The following is a 17,695-nucleotide window of genomic DNA, read 5'->3' on the forward strand; positions in this document are numbered from 1 at the left end:
TGGCGCGAACCATATCGCTGACTGCGGAGCAGGCGAGGGAGCTTGCTCCGCAGCCGCTTGCCGATGTCGTTTCACCTATCGAGCAAGAAAGAGGTGCGGACAATGCCGGATTCGGCGGGACTAAGCGTGGCAAGCGGCAAGTCGCTTAGCAATTGGGGCCATGTCGAGCAGTCGGTGCGCAAGATATTGACCACCCCGAAACGTTCGCGGGTCATGCGTCGAAACTTCGGCAGTGACTTGCCGGACCTGATCGACGCGAAGATGACCCGGCGCAACGTTCTGGCCGTCTACTCCGCAGCTGCACGCGCAATTCTCGAATGGGAGCCTCGCTATCGCATGTCGGCGGGCAGGGTCACACGGGCGGAAGCGGACGGCTCGATCACTCTCGAAATCTTCGGAACCTATTACCCACGCGGCCATCGCGGCGACTACTCCATTTCGGAGAGCGCAAGCATCCGCGTCATCTATAGCGGGGCCTGATCATGGCAATTCATACGCCAAACATCATCGACGTTTCGCGCCTGCCGGAACCCGATGCAATCGAAAAGCTCGATTTTGAAACGATCCTTGCGAGCCGCATGGCAGACTTCGGCAAGCGGGCGCAGCAAGCCGGCTTCGATTACGACGTTGGCGAGCTTGAGACCGATCCTATTAAGATCGATCAGGAGGCGCATGCCTTCCGTGAAGTGCTGATGCGCTCTCGCGTGAATGACGGTATCCGTTCGGTCTTGCCGGCCTTTGCCAAAGGTGGCGATCTGGAAAACGCGGTTTCGCGTGCGAACGTTGTGCGCATCGTCACCCTGGACGAGCGCGGCAACGTCATCTTTCGGGAAGACGACGATGCATTGTTGCGCCGCTTTCTGGCGAGTTTCGACGCTCCTGCGGCCGGTTCGGAGGATGGCTATCTTGCCGCCTCCCTGAAAGCTTGGCCGCAGGCGCATGATATACGTGTCGTCAATGGCGGCGCTGGCAAAGTTCTCGTCTATCTACTCGGTGCTGCCGGGTCGCCGGCTCCCATTGATGCTGTGTTTTCGGTCGCCAAGGCGCTCGATGCAAAGCACGTTCGGCCGCTTACCGACGATGTGACCGTCTCGGCCGCGCAGATCGATCGCTACGCCCTCTCGGCAACGCTGGTCGTGCCGCGTGGCCCGGACCCTGCGCAAGTCGTAGAGGCAGCGGTTAAGAGCGTCCAAGCCTTCGGCGCGACCCGATATCATATCGGGGCCGAAGTCCCGGCTTCGGCCCTTCTGGCTGCGGCTTACGTGCCGAACGTGATGCGCATTGAGCCTGTCACGGTTGCCGACCTGCCGGCGCGTGCGAACGTCGCACCATACCTGACGGATATCAACCTGACGTATCGGGTGCTGATGTGATCCCGGCGGAAACGCATCTGCTGCCGCAAAGTTCGGAGCCAATGGAAAAGGCGCTTGCGGCGGTCGGCGAGCGCACGGAAGCGATAGGGATTGACTGGCAAGCCTATCTCGACCCGATGCGCGCGCCGGTCCACTTCCTGCCTGTCCTCGCTCATGCGCACTCGGTCGATATCTGGAATCCGAAGTGGCCGGTTCATTATCAGCGCCGGGTGATCGCGGATGCCATCTGTCATCATCGGATCAAGGGGACGCTCGCCGGCCTTGAAGCCTATGCGGGGATAGTCGGGAGCGAAATCATTCGCGCGATCCGGCCACCCGGTACGTTCTTCCTGTCGGGCGGCATGTCGGAAGAGCAGCGCGCGGCGCTTGCCGACCGCATGCCGCAAATCCGCATCTACAGCCGCGCTCTGCGGTCGAGCGCCGGCAAGCGGCTTTTCCTGTCGGCGCGGTCCTATTCCGCCTTGGGTGCATCCTTCGTCGCCGACAGCAAGGCGGCGGAGCGAATGCGTCCGCGCATCACGTTCTTCGAGGCCGGGTTAGAACAGCCGATCAACGTCGAAGAGGTGACGGACATCATTCCCGGCCTCGGCTACGCGATGTACGAGCGAGCCTTGCTGCGGCGAAAGCGTCGGCGGTCCGTTACCTATCTCGGCGGAACCCTGCGCTTTTGGGTGTCACTGGATCACAACCGTTCTGTCGCCGCCTATCGGCGTGCGGACGGCTCGCCCTCGGTCATTCGTTATGGGATGCGCCCGGCAACGGTCCAGCCTGAGGCGCAATACGGGCGGGCGGAAGCGGGCAGGGCGGCATTCTTCGGTCGGCCGCTGCACCGTCGCTACTGGTCAAACATGCGATCCGAAACGCGCGTGTTCGAGCGCATTGTGATTTGGGACCCGGAAATGGTGCCGCGCCGAAGGGGAGCTTCCTATTTGGGGGTGAGCCGTTTCGGGGTTGCTCCGTTCACGGCCGAACTCGTTGTGCACGCGCCTTCGATCCGACCGCGACGGGCGTTCGCCATTGGCGGCTATTTCGGCAAATTCTTCGCCGCCTCAGATGGCGAGAAATATCGTGAAACCCTGCGCGCCCTTCGCGCCGCGAAATCGGCGCGAGATACCATCCTCATCAACACCAAAACATTCCGCAGCCCGCAGGCGGGTCAGCTCATTGTGGCTGGCACGCCGTTTGTTGCCGGCCGTCTACTCAGGAGCTGACTATGCTTAAAACAGTACCGTTTCAGGACCGCATGGAAGCGCGTCACAGCGACCTCAACAATATCCAAGCATCCACGCGGGCGACCTTCGACACGCTGGTCAAGGATTTCGTGACGGCGGACGCGCCGGGTTACGCCGGTTTCGTGGTGACGAAGAATAGCGCCACGGAATTGCAGATCGCGGCCGGTCGCATCTATCGGCCGGATGGCGCGGTCTTTGAAATGGAACAGGCGTCTACCCGCAACATCGTCTCAATCCTGCCGTCCGCCACAAAGCGGCTCGTTGCGGTTATCGCCTACGGACAAGAGGAAGACAGCCGAACCGAGACGCGCGACTTCCTCGTTGATCTGGAAAGCGACACGACGGAACCCCGCATGCTCGTGGTCGAACGCCGTCGTGCGGCAAAGCTCGACCTCGTTCCGGGGCAGGAAAGCGCCACGCTGCCGCGCCCGGTGGTCGATCAATCGCTAATCGTCATTGCCTGGGTCACGCTGAACACGACCGGTATCGAGGCGATTGCGATGGAAGGTGCCAACGCTCTGCCATCCGTCACCCGCAACGACAAGCGCATCCGCTCGCTGGAAGTCTGGCGCGATCAGATCGAACCGCGCATCAACACGATTGCCAGCGATATCACCGCGCTCAAAAAGGGCATGGCCGGCATGGCCGGCTCGGGCGAGCTGATCAACGTCATGCGAGACATTGCGCGCCTGAAAGAGAAGCTGGAAATACCGGACGATGCGTCGGATTGGGCTTCGGACCGCTATTTGACCAGCAACGAGACCGACAACGAAAACCTCGACCTGCTTTGCCTTGTCGAAGAGGGCGTGCGCTTTGCTCACGAGGCACGGAACGAAACACAGATTTCGCTCTATAACCCTCTCGATCTGAGCGCCTATCTGCCGGGCAACGGTCTGCTGCTGCCGGCAATCTCCGGCCGGGAAATCCGGTTGGCGTCGTCGGCGGGTGCGGTCGATGGTTCTGTTGCCATTGCGCAATATGGTTTTCAGACCCACGAGATGAAACAGTTGTCGGTGGCCCGTTCGCGCATGCGCTACGGCCCGGCCTATAACGTCTGCAACAATTCGCAGTGGTGGGCCGATGGCGTCTATGACAGCGCCACCAACACATTCAGGAAGAACGGCGAAACCTTCCTCGTTACCGGAACGCAGATCCTCGATAACGTCTACGGGCAATCGTGGTGGGACCCACTCAATGCGCATACCCTCCTTCGCGTTCAGCAGTTTTGGGAGGATACTTGGGAGGATAACTATTGGGTTGCGCAGACGACGGACAGAACGGTGTCCGGCGCGCAGATCGCACAAACTATCCTCAATTCGCAGGACGGTTGGCTTTCCGGCCTCAAGCTTCGGTTTACGGAAAAGGGCGCGGATGGCGATGTGCATATCTCCATCGGCTATACGACGGCCAGCGGCTCGCCCGACCCGGCGCACCTTGTGACCCATGTCACCATTCCCTTTGCCAGCATCAAGGTTGCGCCGAACGATACCTACGTCGCCATTCCGCCCGTATTCCTTGAAGCCGGGCAGCGCTATTCGCTCATCATCACCACGCTTGGCAACCACAAGGTCGCGGTGGTCGATAGCAACAAGTACGCGCAAGGCACGCTGTTCTACTCCACGGACGGCGCATACTATCAGGGCGACCTCACGCGCGACCTTTATTTCCAGATGGAATATCTGGTCTTCAAGGCGTCTCGCGTCGAAATCGAATTGGCGGCACTGACGCTTTCGGGCGGCATTGCTTCCATCGATATCCTTGCCGGAACGATCAGGCCGAAATCATGCGCCATTGAACATCAAGTGATGATCAACGGCGCGTGGAAGCCATTGAACGTGCTGACTCCCAATCTGCTGGTCGGCTTGCCGCCGCTGTTGCGTCACCGTGTCGTCATGACCGGCACCAATGCCGTTGCGCCTGCCTTGGAGATACCGAGCAGCCGCATTCGCATCTGGCGTCAGCGGACCACGTTCAAGCACATTTCGACGCGCCGGACGCTAGCGACATCGGCAACCACGATCACGGTTCAGCTTATCGTCGCCAAGTTCGAGGCCGAACGGCACACGATGAAAGTCAGCCTTCGCAAGGATGACAATACGCTGATTGCGAGCAGCGGCTTTGTTGACGAGCCAATCGAACCCGGCCGCTTCCGACGCACCTACAGCTTCGCAGCAACACCGGAAATCACCGCCTACAAAATCCAGATCGAGGGCACGACCAACAATGCCCTTGTGCCTTTCCACGTCGAAGAACGCGTTGACGTGGCACTCTAATTTCCCGGAGACGAAACATGCCTGTCAAATCTACGCCGGCCTTTAAGCCGGACGCGGACTATCGCGTCCAAGTCGCAACCGTCGTCAAGGTCGTGGGGCTGACCATTCGGCCTAGCCAAGGCGGCACCGTCAAGGGTGCGGTCGCCGAACAGATCAAGGCCAATATCCTCTCTTTCGAGGAAGTCACTGAAACGCAGGAGTGACCGGTTATGCGCCGACTGGATCAATACCAAATCAAGGTCGGCGATGATCTCGGCGACCCGGATTACTGGAATCGCCGTTACGAAGACCTCGATTTACGTCTGCACGGGCAGGAGGAAATCGAAAAGGACTGGAGAGCAGCCGTCCGCGAATTGCAGGAAAACGGATTGAAGCGGATCGATGAAGCCGTTTCGCCGCTTATTGTGCAGTTGCAGGAAGACTTGCAGCTCGGCGCGGTGTTTATCGCGGAAAGCAAGTCGGCCGTGGAAGTGAAGACCGGTCCTATGACGATCGGTGTCAGTTCCGCAAACAAGCGTCGTTATTCGCCTGCGGCATATTTGGCGTTGGTGACGCGCGACGCGCCTTACGGCGTCATGCTCGGCCGGCTGATTTCCTACAACCGTGACACCGGCACGCTTGCGGTCGATATTGAGCGGACCTTTGGCGCGGGTGATCCCATCCGCACCAATTGGATTATTTCCGCGACCTCGCATATCGACTATCAGGCAGACCGCGTTTTCCGTGAGGCCGGCGGCGGTCTCACCTCCACAACCGTTGAAGCCGCCTTGCGGGAGCTTCTGTCGTTGACGGTGCCCAAAACCCGCTCTGTCACCGCCGGCACGGGATTGAAGGGCGGCGGCGAAATGAGCGGCGACCTGTCGGTCTCGCTCGACCTTGCTTACACCGATGTCCGCTATGTGCGTTCGCAGGAATACGATGCGCATCGGCATCCGTGGTCGGAAATTGACGAGAAGCCGACGACGCTCGGCGGCTATGGCATCGGTGATGCCCATACGAAAGCCGAAGTCTTCAGTCTCCTAACGGGTAAGCAGGACAAGCTTTCATATGTTGCGGAAGATAAGGCAAGCAAGGGGAAGCCGGACGGTTATGCGCCGCTCGGTCCCGATGGCAAGATTTCCGGCGCATATCTTCCGGTCGATGGCAGCTTTCTTGGCGTCTACAATGCCGCAACGAATACGCCTGCCATTTCTTCAGGATCCGGAAACCGGGGCGATTTTTGGGTTGTCTCGGTGCCCGGCAAGGTCACTGCCGATGATGTCGGCGATGTTGCGGCCGGCGATCAGTTGCGCCGTGGTCCAGATCGTTGGGAACGCGTTCCGACCTTCGCTGCTGTTTCGTCAGTGGCTGGAAAGACAGGGGTCATCACCCTCAATGCCAGTGACGTTTCCGATAGCGGAGCGACGGGGCAAGCAATCCTAAAGGCTGCTGACGCGTCGGCGGCTAAATCGGCATTGCAGCTTGTCGCTGCCGATCTGTCGGACTTCTCGACCGCCTGGACTGCTGCTTATCAGGGCGCGACTTCGGCATATGGCCGCTCTTTCGTCGCCGCCGTTGACGCCAGCGCTGCCCGCACTTTGCTGCAGCTCGGCTCTGCGGCCCTGCAGCCATCGACGGCGTTTGCCGCCTCTGCCCATGTCGGCGCGGGCGGTGCTGTCGCGCACCCTGACGCGACGGCCGCGACCAGCGGATTTATGTCCGCCGCCGACAAGACCAAATTGAACGGTGTTGCGGCCGGGGCCAACAACTACGTCCACCCGACTGGCGATGGCAACTTGCATGTGCCGTCAACCGGTATCGGCAGTTCGAAAAAGGTGCTGACTGCCGGCGGAGCGGCCGGCTCAATGACATGGAGCTTTGTGGATTTTGCCGATGTCGCAGGTAAGCCGACGACGCTTGCCGGCTATGGCATCGGGGACGCTTATTCATCCTCCACCATGGATGCCCTTTTGGCAGGAAAGCAGGCGAGCCTTGGCTTCGTGCCGGAGAACATCGCCAACAAGGGAGCGGCTAACGGTTATGCCTCGCTCGACGGGGCCGGCAAAATTCCGACCTCGCAATTGCCTGCCTCGGCAATCACCGACACGTTTGTTGTCGCCTCGCAAGCGGCGATGCTCGCTCTTGCGGTGCAGAAGGGCGATGTTGCCATTCGAACCGATGTCAACAAGAGCTTTATTCTGCAAAGCGAACCGGCTTCCACGCTGGCGAACTGGCAGGAGCTGCGTACGCCGACCGACGTTGTGCAGTCCGTGGCCGGACGGCAGGGTGCGGTAACGTTGACCTCGGCCGACTTGACGGATGCCAGCACCGCCGGCCGTGCATTGTTGACCGCTGCGAACGCAGCCGCGCAGGTTAGTGCTCTCGGTCTCGGGAACGTCAACAATACCTCCGATGCTGCAAAGCCGATCTCGAACGCCACGCAGGCAGCGCTCAATCAAAAATCGGATACCGGCCACAAGCATGTGATTGCCGATATCGCGAATCTGCAAACGACATTGGACACAAAGCAGGCCGCTTTAGGCTATGCGCCGGTCAATCGCGCTGGCGATCAGATGAGCGGTCCACTCGAAATCAGGATGGGTGATGCGTGTGTCTGGTTTCACCATCCGAACGTGAAACGCGCACGTTGGGTACTCGATAGCTACGGCACTCTCGTTTGGCAGGATCAAGGAGGCCAGAATCACTTCTGGATCGGCAACACCGGGCAGGTTTGGACGCAACAGCTGGGCGACCTCAATACGCGGATTGAGGATCGCGCCTATTATTGGGGCCAAGCTCACGTTAACAACGCCGTCACCAACTCTCAAATGGCGGGCTACGTCGAAGTGCTGATGGCCAATGGCTCGGTCATTAACAACGGCGGTTACGTGCTGACGATGGCGCAGCGCGTGGACCGTGACCAGTACAGGTTCGGCTCTCGCCAGCCGCAGCTCTACGTTCAAAATCGCGGTTGGTTTGCCGCCTTCCCATTCTGAGGAATCCTATGCACGATTTCGGAAAACTCACTCCACGGGTCGAAACCGTGGAGCTTCCCGGCGGTCGGGAAACGCAAATCTATGTCTTCTACGATGCCGGCAGCACCGAGTGGCACGATCTCTATAAATCGCTGCCACCGTTTGATTTCTACGTGGCGCTCGATGACGGCGACCGCGTGGTTTCGATGGAACCCAATCCGGAACACTCGCAGATCGCGGGCCATCGGATTATCGGTATCAGCCGTGAGGAAGCCGGCGATTTCACGCGCGGTCCCGGCGGGAGCGTCTACGGCATGAAATGGAACGGCAGTCGGATTGTGGACCCGGCCGACCACATGACCATTGAAGAAAAGCGTGCGGCAATGCCGGACCTGACGCCTCGCGAGTTCCGAGACGCGCTTATCGATAACGATATCATGCCGGACCAAGTGACGGCGGCAATCAACGGCATTGCCGACGCAAAGGCACGGGCTAAGGCGCTCAATGCCTGGGAATATCCGACCATGTTCTCGCGCACCGATCAGTTGCTTGAGCAGATCGGATCATCCTTCGATCTCTCGCCGGAGGCGATTGATGCCATGTGGACGGCAGCCGCGCAGCAATAGGCGCGGCTCCCGAAGCATCCCGTTTCACACTCTCGACATTCGTTAATTCAGCCCGCCGCACTCCGGCGGGCCGCTTGCTGCTTGCCGACCTGAAAACTTGAGGCGGCGCAATCTCACCCGATCCTCTGTCATTTCCAATGGAGACCTTTATGGCCGACCTGTCCTATGCGCATGGCGTGACGCTTGCCGAAAGCGCGGAAACCCCGTCGCTTCTGCGCGTCCAGCGCAATGGCATTACCTTCGTCAACGGCACGGCACCCGATGCCGATCCTGCCGCCTTCCCCTTGAACTATCCCACTCTGATCACCTCGGAACGGGCGGCAGCGGCGCTCGGCGCGGCGGGCACGCTGTTGGAAGACGTAGCCTCCGTTTTTGGTGAGGGCGGTTCTTGGTGCATCATCAACCGTGTGCCCGATAGTGCGGACCCGGCGATACAGCAAGCTAATCTCCTTGGCGACCCTGTTGCTCGTACCGGCCTATATGCGGCGCTGCGTGCCAAGGCGATTACCGGCTATCAGCCGCGCGTCGTCATCACTGCCGGCGATACTGGCGCGTGGATCGAGGCGGGCGTTGTTTCCGTTTCGATGTCGGAGCAAGGGGCCAAGCTGACGGAAGCGCCCATTGTCGAGGCGTCCGGCGGCGGCAATGATCCCGGCAAGGTTCTGCCCAAGCTTGAGGCAATCATGGGCACCGGCATTGTCGATGCGGGAAAGGTGGTCGCGGTGCGAGTGGTCGAGCCGGGCAAGGCGCTTTCGCAGCCGCCGACGATTACCTTTACCGGCGGTGGCAAAGAGGCGGATAAGATATTGCCGAAGGCGACGGCCAACGTTGGCGACGTTGCCAATCCGTTTATCTCCGCCCTAAACGTGATAACTCCGAAAATCCGGGCGAGGGCTTATATCTCCGGGCCGAACACCACCAATGCGGAAGCCGTTCGCTTCCGTCGCACGGTCAACGGGGGTCGCATTCTCATCATCGACCCGAAGACTATCAAGAACGTCAACGGCGTGCCGGTGACAAAGCCTGTCGCCGCCGTGTTCGCCGGCATTCGCGCTCGCGTCGTCGCATCCGCCGAAGGCGTATCCGGTTCGGTATCGAACAAGATCATCCGCACGATCGATGGCGTTGCCCGCACGATCGCTTATCCCGAAGACAGCAACTATCTGAACGAAAAGCAGGTCGCCACCATCATCAACGAGCGCGGCGGCTTCCGTACGTGGGGTAGCCGTCTGGCGACGGATGATCCGCTTTGGCAGTTCGATAGCGTGCGCGCGACGGCCGACATGGTGAACGAGGCGCTTGAAGACCTCTATTTCCTCTATGTGGACCGCAAGTTCACAAAGGCCAATCTCAAGATGATGATTGAGGACGGCAACGCCGCCCTTCGCGTCTTCAAGAACAATGAGGATATCCTCGGCGGTCGCGTCTGGCTGTCCGATATCAACGAGCCGACCACGCTCGCCGATGGCAAGCTTTTCCTTGACGTGGAATTCGAGCCGGTCGGCCTCATGGAACAAATCCACCTCACCACCCATCGCAACATTCTCTACTACCGGCTTCTGCTGGACGAGGTGAATGGCGCAATCGAAACCGGCCCGCTCTCGCTCGCCGCCTGATAAGGAAAGCCCGACATGGCAGAAAAGACCCTACCTAGCCGCATCCTGCGCGACTGCATGATGTGGGCCGACCGTACGAGCAAGCTCGGGCAGATCGGCGATATCACCGTGCCCGTGCCGGAAGCCAAGCGCGAAGACGTGCGCAATGCCGGTATGATCAAGGCCCGCAAGGTCCATCTCGGCTACGAGGCTCCGGAATTCAAGTTCAAGATGCCGGGCCTCGACCCGCAGATTTTGAAGCTCTTCGGCCTAAAGCCGGGCGTCGATACGCCGTTCATGATTACCGGGGCGCATGTCGATGAAGACGGCACCACGCATAGCGCTGTGCTGACCATTCGCGGCAAGATGTATAAGCCTGATCACGGCACATGGAAGACTGGCGACCTTGCCGAGAACGACTATGCCGTTGACGTGAACTACTACAAGCTCGAAATCGACGGCGAGGAAATCTACGAGATGGACGACTTTGATTTCAAGGTTGGCGGCGTCTCGCAATATGGCGATATTCGCAACGCGCTGCTGCTCTAGCAGCTAGCGACTTCTCCCCTTCAAATCATTCCATCCAATACAGCCCGCTTCGCGCGGGCCATTTTTATCGAGGCTATCATGACCGAAGTTGTCACCCATACCCTTCTTTCGCCGGTAAAGCATGGCGAGCTGACGATTACCAAGCTGACGTTCCGTGAGGCCGAAGTTGGTGACTTTATGGCGGCGGATCACGTCAAAGGCGAGTTTTCCGGCAATGTCGCCGTTCTGGCGTCGATTTCGGATACTCCGCTGCCCGCCTTCAAAAAGATCAAAGCTAAGGATTTCAGCATCATCCTTGCAAAAACCAAGGACCTCTTGGGAAACGAAGGCAAGAACACGACTGGCGAATAGTCGCCGTCTTCGTTGCTCGCTACACCCATACATCGCTCGACGTCATCGAGCGGTGGTCCCCTGAAAAGCTACTGGCCTACTTTGAGACAGCGCGAAGCCTGCGGGACGCGCTGAAGGAACCGCTATGACCACACAGCAAAGCACCCTGCGCGTTTCATTGCTTGACGATGTTACTGCTCGCGCCAAGCACATCACGCGGGCGCTGGACGGATTGCGTTCCCAACGGATGACGGCATTCGCTCCTATGCGTGGGATGATCGGGCAGGCTATCGCCTTGGGAGCCGGCTATCTTGGAGTGAGGGAGGGCTTGAGCGCCACGGCAGGGAGCGCCATCAAATTCGAGTCTGCTTTTGCCGATGTGAAAAAGGTTGTCGAAGCGACGGACGAGCAGTTCGAGAACATGCGCCGCAATATTAGGCGCATGTCGGGCGAAATCCCGATGTCAGCCAATAATATTGCAGCGCTCTTTGCTGCGGCCGGTGAATCCGGCATCGCGACAGAAGAGTTGCAGGGTTTTGCCGAAATGGCCTCCCGTGTCGGTATCGCCTTCGACATAACGGCGGAGAAGGCAGGCTCCAGCCTGGCTAAACTGAAAACGCAGTTCGGCTTGACGGTTGCCGAGACTGGCGACCTTGCCGATGTCATGAACCACCTTTCCAACAACATGGCGAGCAAGGCGTCCGAAATTACGGACTTTATGCTGCGCGTCGGTGCCCTCGGTAAGATCGCCGGTTTCACCAAAGAGCAGGTTGCCGGCATCGGCAGCGCTATGATTGCAGCCGGCGCGGAGCCGGAAGTCGCCGCGACCGCCATGCAGAACGTCACGAAGGCTTTGACGCGCGGCGCTTCCGCGAAAAAGAGTCAGCGTGAAGTGGCGGCAAGGCTCGGTCTCGACTTGCCAAAGATCGCCAAGGAAATGCAGAAGGATGCGCCGGCAGCGCTGAAAAAGGTTCTTGCCGCTATCGCCAAGGCTCCGAAGGATCAACAAATATCCATCGTCTCCGATTTCTTCGGTGACGAGGCCAAGGCATTCATTCCGCTGCTCGGCAATGTGAAGCTGCTAGACGATGCGCTCGCCAGTGTTAGCGACAGAACCAAGTATGCCGGCTCTGCCATGAATGAGTACAAGCAGCGTGCCAGCACCACGGGGAATGCGCTCGAGCTTTTGGGCAACAAGGTATCCAACATCTTTTGGGAAGTTGGCGACAGCATGTTGCCTTCGATCCGTGAAGGCGCGCAGGCGATCAGCGATGTTTTGGATACGCTTGGTAGCCGGGCCACAATCTTCGACCAGATCAAGGCCGGCGCGAAGGGGTTTGCGCAGGGCTTCGGCTACGATGGCGGCATCCGCGAGATGGTCAACGACATTAGCGACCTGATGCTTGGCAAGGTTGATCCGAACGCTGGCGAAAACCTCGGCCGGTTCTTCATGAAGGCAAAGGAATGGGGCGCATCCGTTCGCGAGTTGACGAACGCAATTCGTGAAAATCCTATCGCGCAGTTCCTCGGGCAGATGTCGGGCTATGGTCTAAAGCTGGTCATGTGGGGCGCTGGCATCGCCTTCCTCGCCGGTACGGTTCGTAAACTCGCGAGCGCGATGTTTCTGTTATCCGGGGCGAGCACTCTCGTCGGTGCCCTCAAAACCATCGGCGCTATTGCCGCGCTTGTCGGTGGTGGAACCGCAACAGCCGGAGGCGTTGCCGCGACAGCAGCAACCGGGGCGGCGGCGGGCGGCGCTGCTACGGGCCTGTTTGCGGGTTGGTCGGCCATGCTCAAGGGATTTGCGCGCCTTGGCATTTATGGGATGGCGGGAGCGGGTGCTTGGGAATTTGGGAAGCAAAGCTATACCGGCGATACGCTTTACAAGCAGGGAAAAGCTTGGTTGCCAGGTCCGGAAGACGCGGTGCATGCCATCGGGTCATATTTGAAGTCCTTCGTCACCTCTGAGAATGGCCCGGCTCCAACCGGTGTCTATAGGCAATCTGCGATGGATAGTGCCCATGCAGCTCGCGCCGCCGGCTTGGGCGGATCGACCACGGAAACCTTGCCCGGAAAGACGGCGGATGATCTTGGTTTGATCACCGCTCGTATCGACGCTTCATCTATAGCTGAGATGACGCGGCCAAGCGGGACGCAAGATGTTCGCGTGGTAAATCAGCCGCCGCCCAATGTAACGGTTCATGCCCCCATTTCGATCACTGGTGTTGCCGACCCGCAGGCTGCGGCAAATGCCGTGATTGGTCAGCTTGGTGCAGCAATCAAGAATGCGGCGGATGCGCAATTCAGCGACTAGGTTTCACACTTCTAAGTCGCGAAATCTTAACCACGGTTCGAGGTGCTGCCGTCAGTTATCCATCTCTCGGCCCAACTGGTCATTGGTCATCGCAAAAATCCGCCCCCGTGTTCCGACTTTTTGCGACAGAGTTTCCGGGCGACAATCCTCGAACGCTTTCAGGAAAAACTGGAGTGTGGCAAAGTCAGGACTTTCGCAACGCGGCGACAATCGCATACAGCAACTTTGCATAGCTGTAACCGATATCTTCGCGCGTTAATCCCATGCGCAGGATCACAATTTTAAGCGAAGGGATGATCGCAATCACCTGACGCAGGTGACCTTGCATCAGGAATGTGTCGGCCGGCAAGGTAAATCCCTGGCCCGGGCCTAACCAAAGTTGTCCGCGACCGTAAGCGGGACCATGTCCCTCGTCGGAGGCGGGCACAGGCGAGCGCATGTAGTCGACAAAGCCACTCGGCAAAAGCTCTTCACCGTTCCACTCGCCGTTCAGGCGCAGGAGTTCGCCGAAACGCGCCCAATCACGCGCACTAGCGTAGAGATAGGCTTCGCCAAGGAATGTGCCTGAAGGATCAGATTCAAGGACGGCACTGGTCATGCCTAGAGGTTTGAACAATCGTTCCTGCGGAAAAGCTTGTGAGTCTGCCCCAACAGCATTTTGCCAAAGCCGCGCCAACAGGACCGAAGAGCCACCGGAATAATTGAATTTCGCTCCAGGTGGAGCAACAAGAGGCTGGTCTCTCGCGAAAGCCGCCGCATCTTTAGCGAGGTACTCTAATATATATGTATCGGGGAAATTGCCTTCTTCACTCCATTTCAAACCGCTTGTCATCGCCATCAAATCGGCTACGGATATGTCATTGCGTGTGTCGCTGATCCATTGCGGGAATAGATTTTTTTGATTGAGCGAGAGCTTTCCGTCTTTGATGACCATGCCGACCAGCGCAGCGTTCACGGTCTTCGTCATGGACCAACCTAGCAATGGCGTTGAAGGCCCGAAGCCTGCGCCATAGGTTTCACCGACAATATGTCCGTCACGAACAACGATGATTGCGCGCATCCCCGGCCCCTGAAGAGCCGGATTGCTCAACACAGCCAGCAAATGCTTGTTGTCCGACAATTGCACCCTGTTGCCAGCCGGCCAGAGCGCATCGGATGTCTTTGGCGGCGAAGAAGTTGCGGCTGCGCGAGAACGGACCCCCTCAGTTGAATCCAGAGTGCAACCTCGTCCCTCCTCGTATTGGGCGTGACGTCTGGCGAACAGGCCCAGATATGCCGCGTCAACACGTTGTTTGCCGGTATCGACGTTAATGCTCATTCGTTTGACGGCGTGCGAAAGCGCAAACTGCACGTCGGTTGCGATGACAGCATCCGCCTCGCGTTTAGCAATGAACACGTTCGAACAAACCACTTTGGCTGCATAGCCTGTGGCGACTACCAGCAAATCGGGTGGGCTGAAAGTCAGCCATCCGCTTATTCCGGAAACCCCAAGAATTACAATCGAAACAACCACAATGGAGAGTTTTCGGATTCGGCTCATATTTGCGACCTGCTGAGGAGACGATGCAAACTCACGAAATAAGTCCCAAAAATCCCGCTTAAAGCAACGGTTGTTTCCTCACTTTTGCTCCGTCGGAAGAGAGACGGTTCTGCGATGCCAGCTATCACTGCCGTTGGCGTACAGTTGCCGCACTTTTTGGCTCGAGGTCTTGCTGAGACTTCTACTTCTTTCAATTCTCGCACTGATAGGTAGATCATGACGGGTGTAACATCGATGATGCTCGGGGGCTACGCCTTCGAGGCGTTGGGCTTCGGCTATCAGAATATCAAGCGCAAGGTGAATACGCCTTGGGTAGAGATATCCGTAGGGCAGGACCTCAACCCACAGCAATGGACGGGGCCAACGTCGGATGAGGTGACGATTCAAGGCGTCTTGTTCCCGGAGGAATTTGGCGGGCAATCGCAGCTCGACGGCATCATATCGGCGCAATTGGCCGGAACGGAAATGATGCTTGTCAGTGGTGACGCCATGGAAGGCGTCATTCGGGGTATGTTTACCGTCCAATCCGTCGAGGAAGATCAGACCTACCACGATGCCAAAGGGATGCCGCGACGGAATGCCTATGTCATTTCGCTCAAGCGTATCGGGTCGGACGCTGCAGCAAGTGCCGGCGGCATCGTGGACCGCGCAAGCTCCTTACTTTCTGAGCTGTTCAGGTGATCGCATGGCAAGGATTTACACGACGCGGCAAGGCGAGACGGTCGATCTCGCTTGCCTCTCTCATTATGGGCGGACGGCGGCGGTTGTCGAGGCGGTACTTTCCGCCAATCCGGGCCTTTCCCGTCTTGGCCCGATCCTCCCCCTCGGTACTCAAATCATTATGCCGGACATGCCAAGCGTTAGCGTAGAGCGGCGGCTGATTAGCTTATGGGATTGAATATGAAGCCTCGCGTTGAAATTACGGTCGATGGCGTACCGGTTGCCGGCGCATTCTATGAACGGCTCATATCCGTCACCGTGACGGATGAAGAGGGCTTGAAGTCCGATACGGTCGATATCGAGCTAAACGACGGCCCTCCGAACTATCTCGCGCTGCCGCGCAAGGGCGCGCTCATCTCGGTCAAGATGGGATACGGCAGCAATCTCGTTCCCAAGGGGCAATTCACGGCCGACAAGATCAGTCTCGATTGCCTACCGTACAAGATGTCGATTTCCGGCAAGGCGGCGGACTTGCGCAGTGGCAAGCTGAAAGAGCGGCAGGAACGGGCATGGGATAAGGCGACCCTTGGCGACCTGATAGAGCAGATTGCCAGCGAGAGCGGTTTAACGCCCGCCGTTGATCCCGACCTTGCAGGGCACCGCTACGAGTGGATAGGCCAGCAGGACGAGACGAACATTCATTTCCTGCGGCGGCTGGCGGATCGGCATAACGCTCTGTTTGCCATCAAGCAGCGGCGGCTATTGTTTGCCCGTCGCGGCTCCGGTCTCTCGGTTTCCGGCGCTTCCCTCGGCTCTGTCTTCATTACGCCGGCCGTCATCAAAACCGGCACGTTGAAAGTCGATATCAACGACCGCACGAAATACAGCAAGGTCGTGTCTTACTATCAGGATGCCGACAAGGCCCAGCGGGTGGAAATAGAGGCGGACGCGGATGCGGATGGCGACAGCGTGTACCGCATTCCCGATGCCTTTTCCTCGCCGGCAGAAGCGGACAAGGCGGCGCGTGCTAAGGCGAAGGAGCTTGCGCGCGGGGAGGGCAGTGTTTCGGTGACGGTACTCGGCGATGCGGCGATAGAGGCGGGCTTGCCGCTGCTCTTTGCAGACGTTCGCCCTGGGCTTGATGGCGTGCCGTATATCATCAAGACGGCGCGCTCCAAGTACACGAAGACAACGGGCTTTGAGGTTGAGGTTTCTGGCCGCCTTTACGACGGGAAGTCGGCGACTGAAGACGAGGAAGCCGGCAGGCGCGCAGGTGCCGAACCGCAGAATGCCACTGATGCGGCCGGGAAGGTTGCGCCGAGTAGTGTGCCGGGTACGCCCGCCACGCCGACGGCCTTCCTCACGCCTCGCTTTGGTCGGATTGACGAGAACTAGGCGCTAGCTCGCTACAAAGTTAGCTCATTTGTTCTTTCGGCTCATTGCGGCCAGGAGGGCGCGCAGGGCGATCCCAATTGCTATTTCCGGGGCTATGCATTTGCTAGTTAGTAAATGGTTTGAAAGTTGGATGGGCCAAGGCGTCAGTTGCATCTGAAGTTAGCTGTCCGCTGAGCCTAAGTTTCTCGATTTCGCGCGCTGCAGTCGCAACATCAGCAATACCGACGAAAGCCAACTTGATAGTGGCATCTCCTTCAGCGTCTTTAGATATTTCACGCCGAAACACTACCGTTCCTGAACCGTCGAAATTCTCACTCGTCTCGACAGCGTTGATTCCGTTCGGTCCAAACGCCAGCACGCGCCTACGAAATAGGTGAGAAACAATAAGAACCCTTCTGTTTGTAATTGCATAAGCCGTCCGCGAGGTTGCGATCGCATCTAAGAAAGCCTTCACTATAGACGCGAACCCTAAGATGACGAAAAGACAAGACACCAGAGCGGGCCAAATATCCTTCACACTCTCTCCAATCCATAAGGACTGAGCTACCGGGATAACAGGCTGAATGCCGATCCCAACGAATGCAAAGCCAATCGTGAGCGGGATGAATTGGCGTGCAAGCATCGGAATAAAGGTTGGTTTACCAGTCCATCGCACCATTTCGCCGGATTGCAGCTCCGCCTCGATTGCATCCGCGATATTCCAACGCGATGTCGCCATATTGCTTCCCGGAGACGTTTCTCATGGTCTTTTACAGAAATACAACATCCTAATTCAAATAGACACGAAAATTACGAGACACCAACCCAGGGTTCATCGCAAAAAAACGTGCTCTCGCGGCCTGGAGCGGAGTGAT

The 17,695-nt window shown here is 58.4% G+C and carries 16 protein-coding genes; 14 read left to right on the forward strand and 2 right to left on the reverse strand.

The features are described 5' to 3' along the window. Positions 1 to 102 precede the first annotated feature (102 nt). From AC13QE_RS05910 to AC13QE_RS05960, 11 genes are all read left to right on the forward strand, one after another. Positions 103 to 480 carry a GPW/gp25 family protein gene (locus AC13QE_RS05910; RefSeq protein WP_488482991.1) on the forward strand — a complete coding sequence of 126 codons (378 nt, stop codon included), beginning with the start codon at positions 103 to 105 and terminating at the stop codon, positions 478 to 480. A 2-nt stretch (positions 481 to 482) separates the two neighbouring features. Beyond that, positions 483 to 1,373, forward strand: a complete 891-nt coding sequence (locus AC13QE_RS05915) for a baseplate assembly protein (protein ID WP_488482992.1) — start codon at positions 483 to 485, stop codon at positions 1,371 to 1,373. After that, the gene (locus AC13QE_RS05920; protein WP_488482993.1) at positions 1,370 to 2,584 is read left to right on the forward strand and encodes a phage tail protein I; all 1,215 of its coding nucleotides are present in this window, start codon (positions 1,370 to 1,372) and stop codon (positions 2,582 to 2,584) included. Before AC13QE_RS05915 ends, AC13QE_RS05920 begins: the two co-directional genes overlap by 4 nt. A 2-nt stretch (positions 2,585 to 2,586) precedes the next feature. After that, positions 2,587 to 4,878 carry a hypothetical protein gene (locus AC13QE_RS05925; protein ID WP_488482994.1) on the forward strand — a complete coding sequence of 764 codons (2,292 nt, stop codon included), beginning with the start codon at positions 2,587 to 2,589 and terminating at the stop codon, positions 4,876 to 4,878. 17 nt (positions 4,879 to 4,895) lie between these two features. Next, on the forward strand, positions 4,896 to 5,081 hold the full coding sequence (locus AC13QE_RS05930) for a hypothetical protein (protein ID WP_488482995.1): 186 nt from the start codon (positions 4,896 to 4,898) through the stop codon (positions 5,079 to 5,081). A gap of 6 nt (positions 5,082 to 5,087) precedes the next feature. Further along, a complete protein-coding gene (locus tag AC13QE_RS05935) occupies positions 5,088 to 7,853 on the forward strand; it encodes a phage tail fiber repeat family protein (RefSeq protein ID WP_488482996.1) in 2,766 nt (921 codons plus the stop codon). 8 nt (positions 7,854 to 7,861) lie between these two features. Next, a complete protein-coding gene (locus tag AC13QE_RS05940) occupies positions 7,862 to 8,458 on the forward strand; it encodes a hypothetical protein (protein WP_488482997.1) in 597 nt (198 codons plus the stop codon). A 149-nt stretch (positions 8,459 to 8,607) separates the two neighbouring features. Further along, the gene (locus AC13QE_RS05945; RefSeq protein ID WP_488482998.1) at positions 8,608 to 10,074 is read left to right on the forward strand and encodes a phage tail sheath subtilisin-like domain-containing protein; all 1,467 of its coding nucleotides are present in this window, start codon (positions 8,608 to 8,610) and stop codon (positions 10,072 to 10,074) included. Positions 10,075 to 10,089: 15 nt separating this feature from the next. After that, on the forward strand, positions 10,090 to 10,602 hold the full coding sequence (locus tag AC13QE_RS05950; RefSeq protein WP_112421918.1) for a phage major tail tube protein: 513 nt from the start codon (positions 10,090 to 10,092) through the stop codon (positions 10,600 to 10,602). A 78-nt stretch (positions 10,603 to 10,680) separates the two neighbouring features. Then, positions 10,681 to 10,953: a phage tail assembly protein gene (locus AC13QE_RS05955; protein WP_488482999.1), complete on the forward strand. Its 273-nt coding sequence runs from the start codon at positions 10,681 to 10,683 to the stop codon at positions 10,951 to 10,953. A 124-nt stretch (positions 10,954 to 11,077) separates the two neighbouring features. Then, complete coding sequence (locus AC13QE_RS05960; RefSeq protein ID WP_488483000.1) at positions 11,078 to 13,246, forward strand: phage tail tape measure protein; 2,169 nt, start codon at positions 11,078 to 11,080, stop codon at positions 13,244 to 13,246. Between the two features lie 184 nt (positions 13,247 to 13,430). On the opposite strand, the gene AC13QE_RS05965 is transcribed toward AC13QE_RS05960, so the two are convergent. Beyond that, positions 13,431 to 14,786, reverse strand: coding sequence for a serine hydrolase domain-containing protein (locus tag AC13QE_RS05965; protein WP_488483001.1), 1,356 nt, complete (start codon positions 14,784 to 14,786; stop codon positions 13,431 to 13,433). Positions 14,787 to 15,020: 234 nt separating this feature from the next. Here AC13QE_RS05965 and AC13QE_RS05970 point away from each other — a divergent pair, with 234 nt between their 5' ends. The 3 genes from AC13QE_RS05970 to AC13QE_RS05980 are packed head-to-tail and all read left to right on the forward strand — an operon-like array spanning position 15,021 to position 16,841. After that, the gene (locus AC13QE_RS05970; protein WP_488483002.1) at positions 15,021 to 15,467 is read left to right on the forward strand and encodes a phage tail protein; all 447 of its coding nucleotides are present in this window, start codon (positions 15,021 to 15,023) and stop codon (positions 15,465 to 15,467) included. A gap of 4 nt (positions 15,468 to 15,471) precedes the next feature. Next, positions 15,472 to 15,684 carry a tail protein X gene (locus AC13QE_RS05975; RefSeq protein WP_488483003.1) on the forward strand — a complete coding sequence of 71 codons (213 nt, stop codon included), beginning with the start codon at positions 15,472 to 15,474 and terminating at the stop codon, positions 15,682 to 15,684. Positions 15,685 to 15,686: 2 nt separating this feature from the next. Continuing rightward, entirely contained in the window at positions 15,687 to 16,841 is a 1,155-nt protein-coding gene (locus AC13QE_RS05980) for a phage late control D family protein (protein WP_488483004.1), read from the forward strand. A gap of 103 nt (positions 16,842 to 16,944) precedes the next feature. Here AC13QE_RS05980 and AC13QE_RS05985 read toward each other — a convergent pair whose 3' ends face one another. Then, a complete protein-coding gene (locus AC13QE_RS05985; RefSeq protein ID WP_488483005.1) occupies positions 16,945 to 17,559 on the reverse strand; it encodes a PH domain-containing protein in 615 nt (204 codons plus the stop codon). Positions 17,560 to 17,695: the final 136 nt, after the last annotated feature.

It is taken from the genome of Martinezella sp. CNPSo 3957, assembly GCF_057784395.1.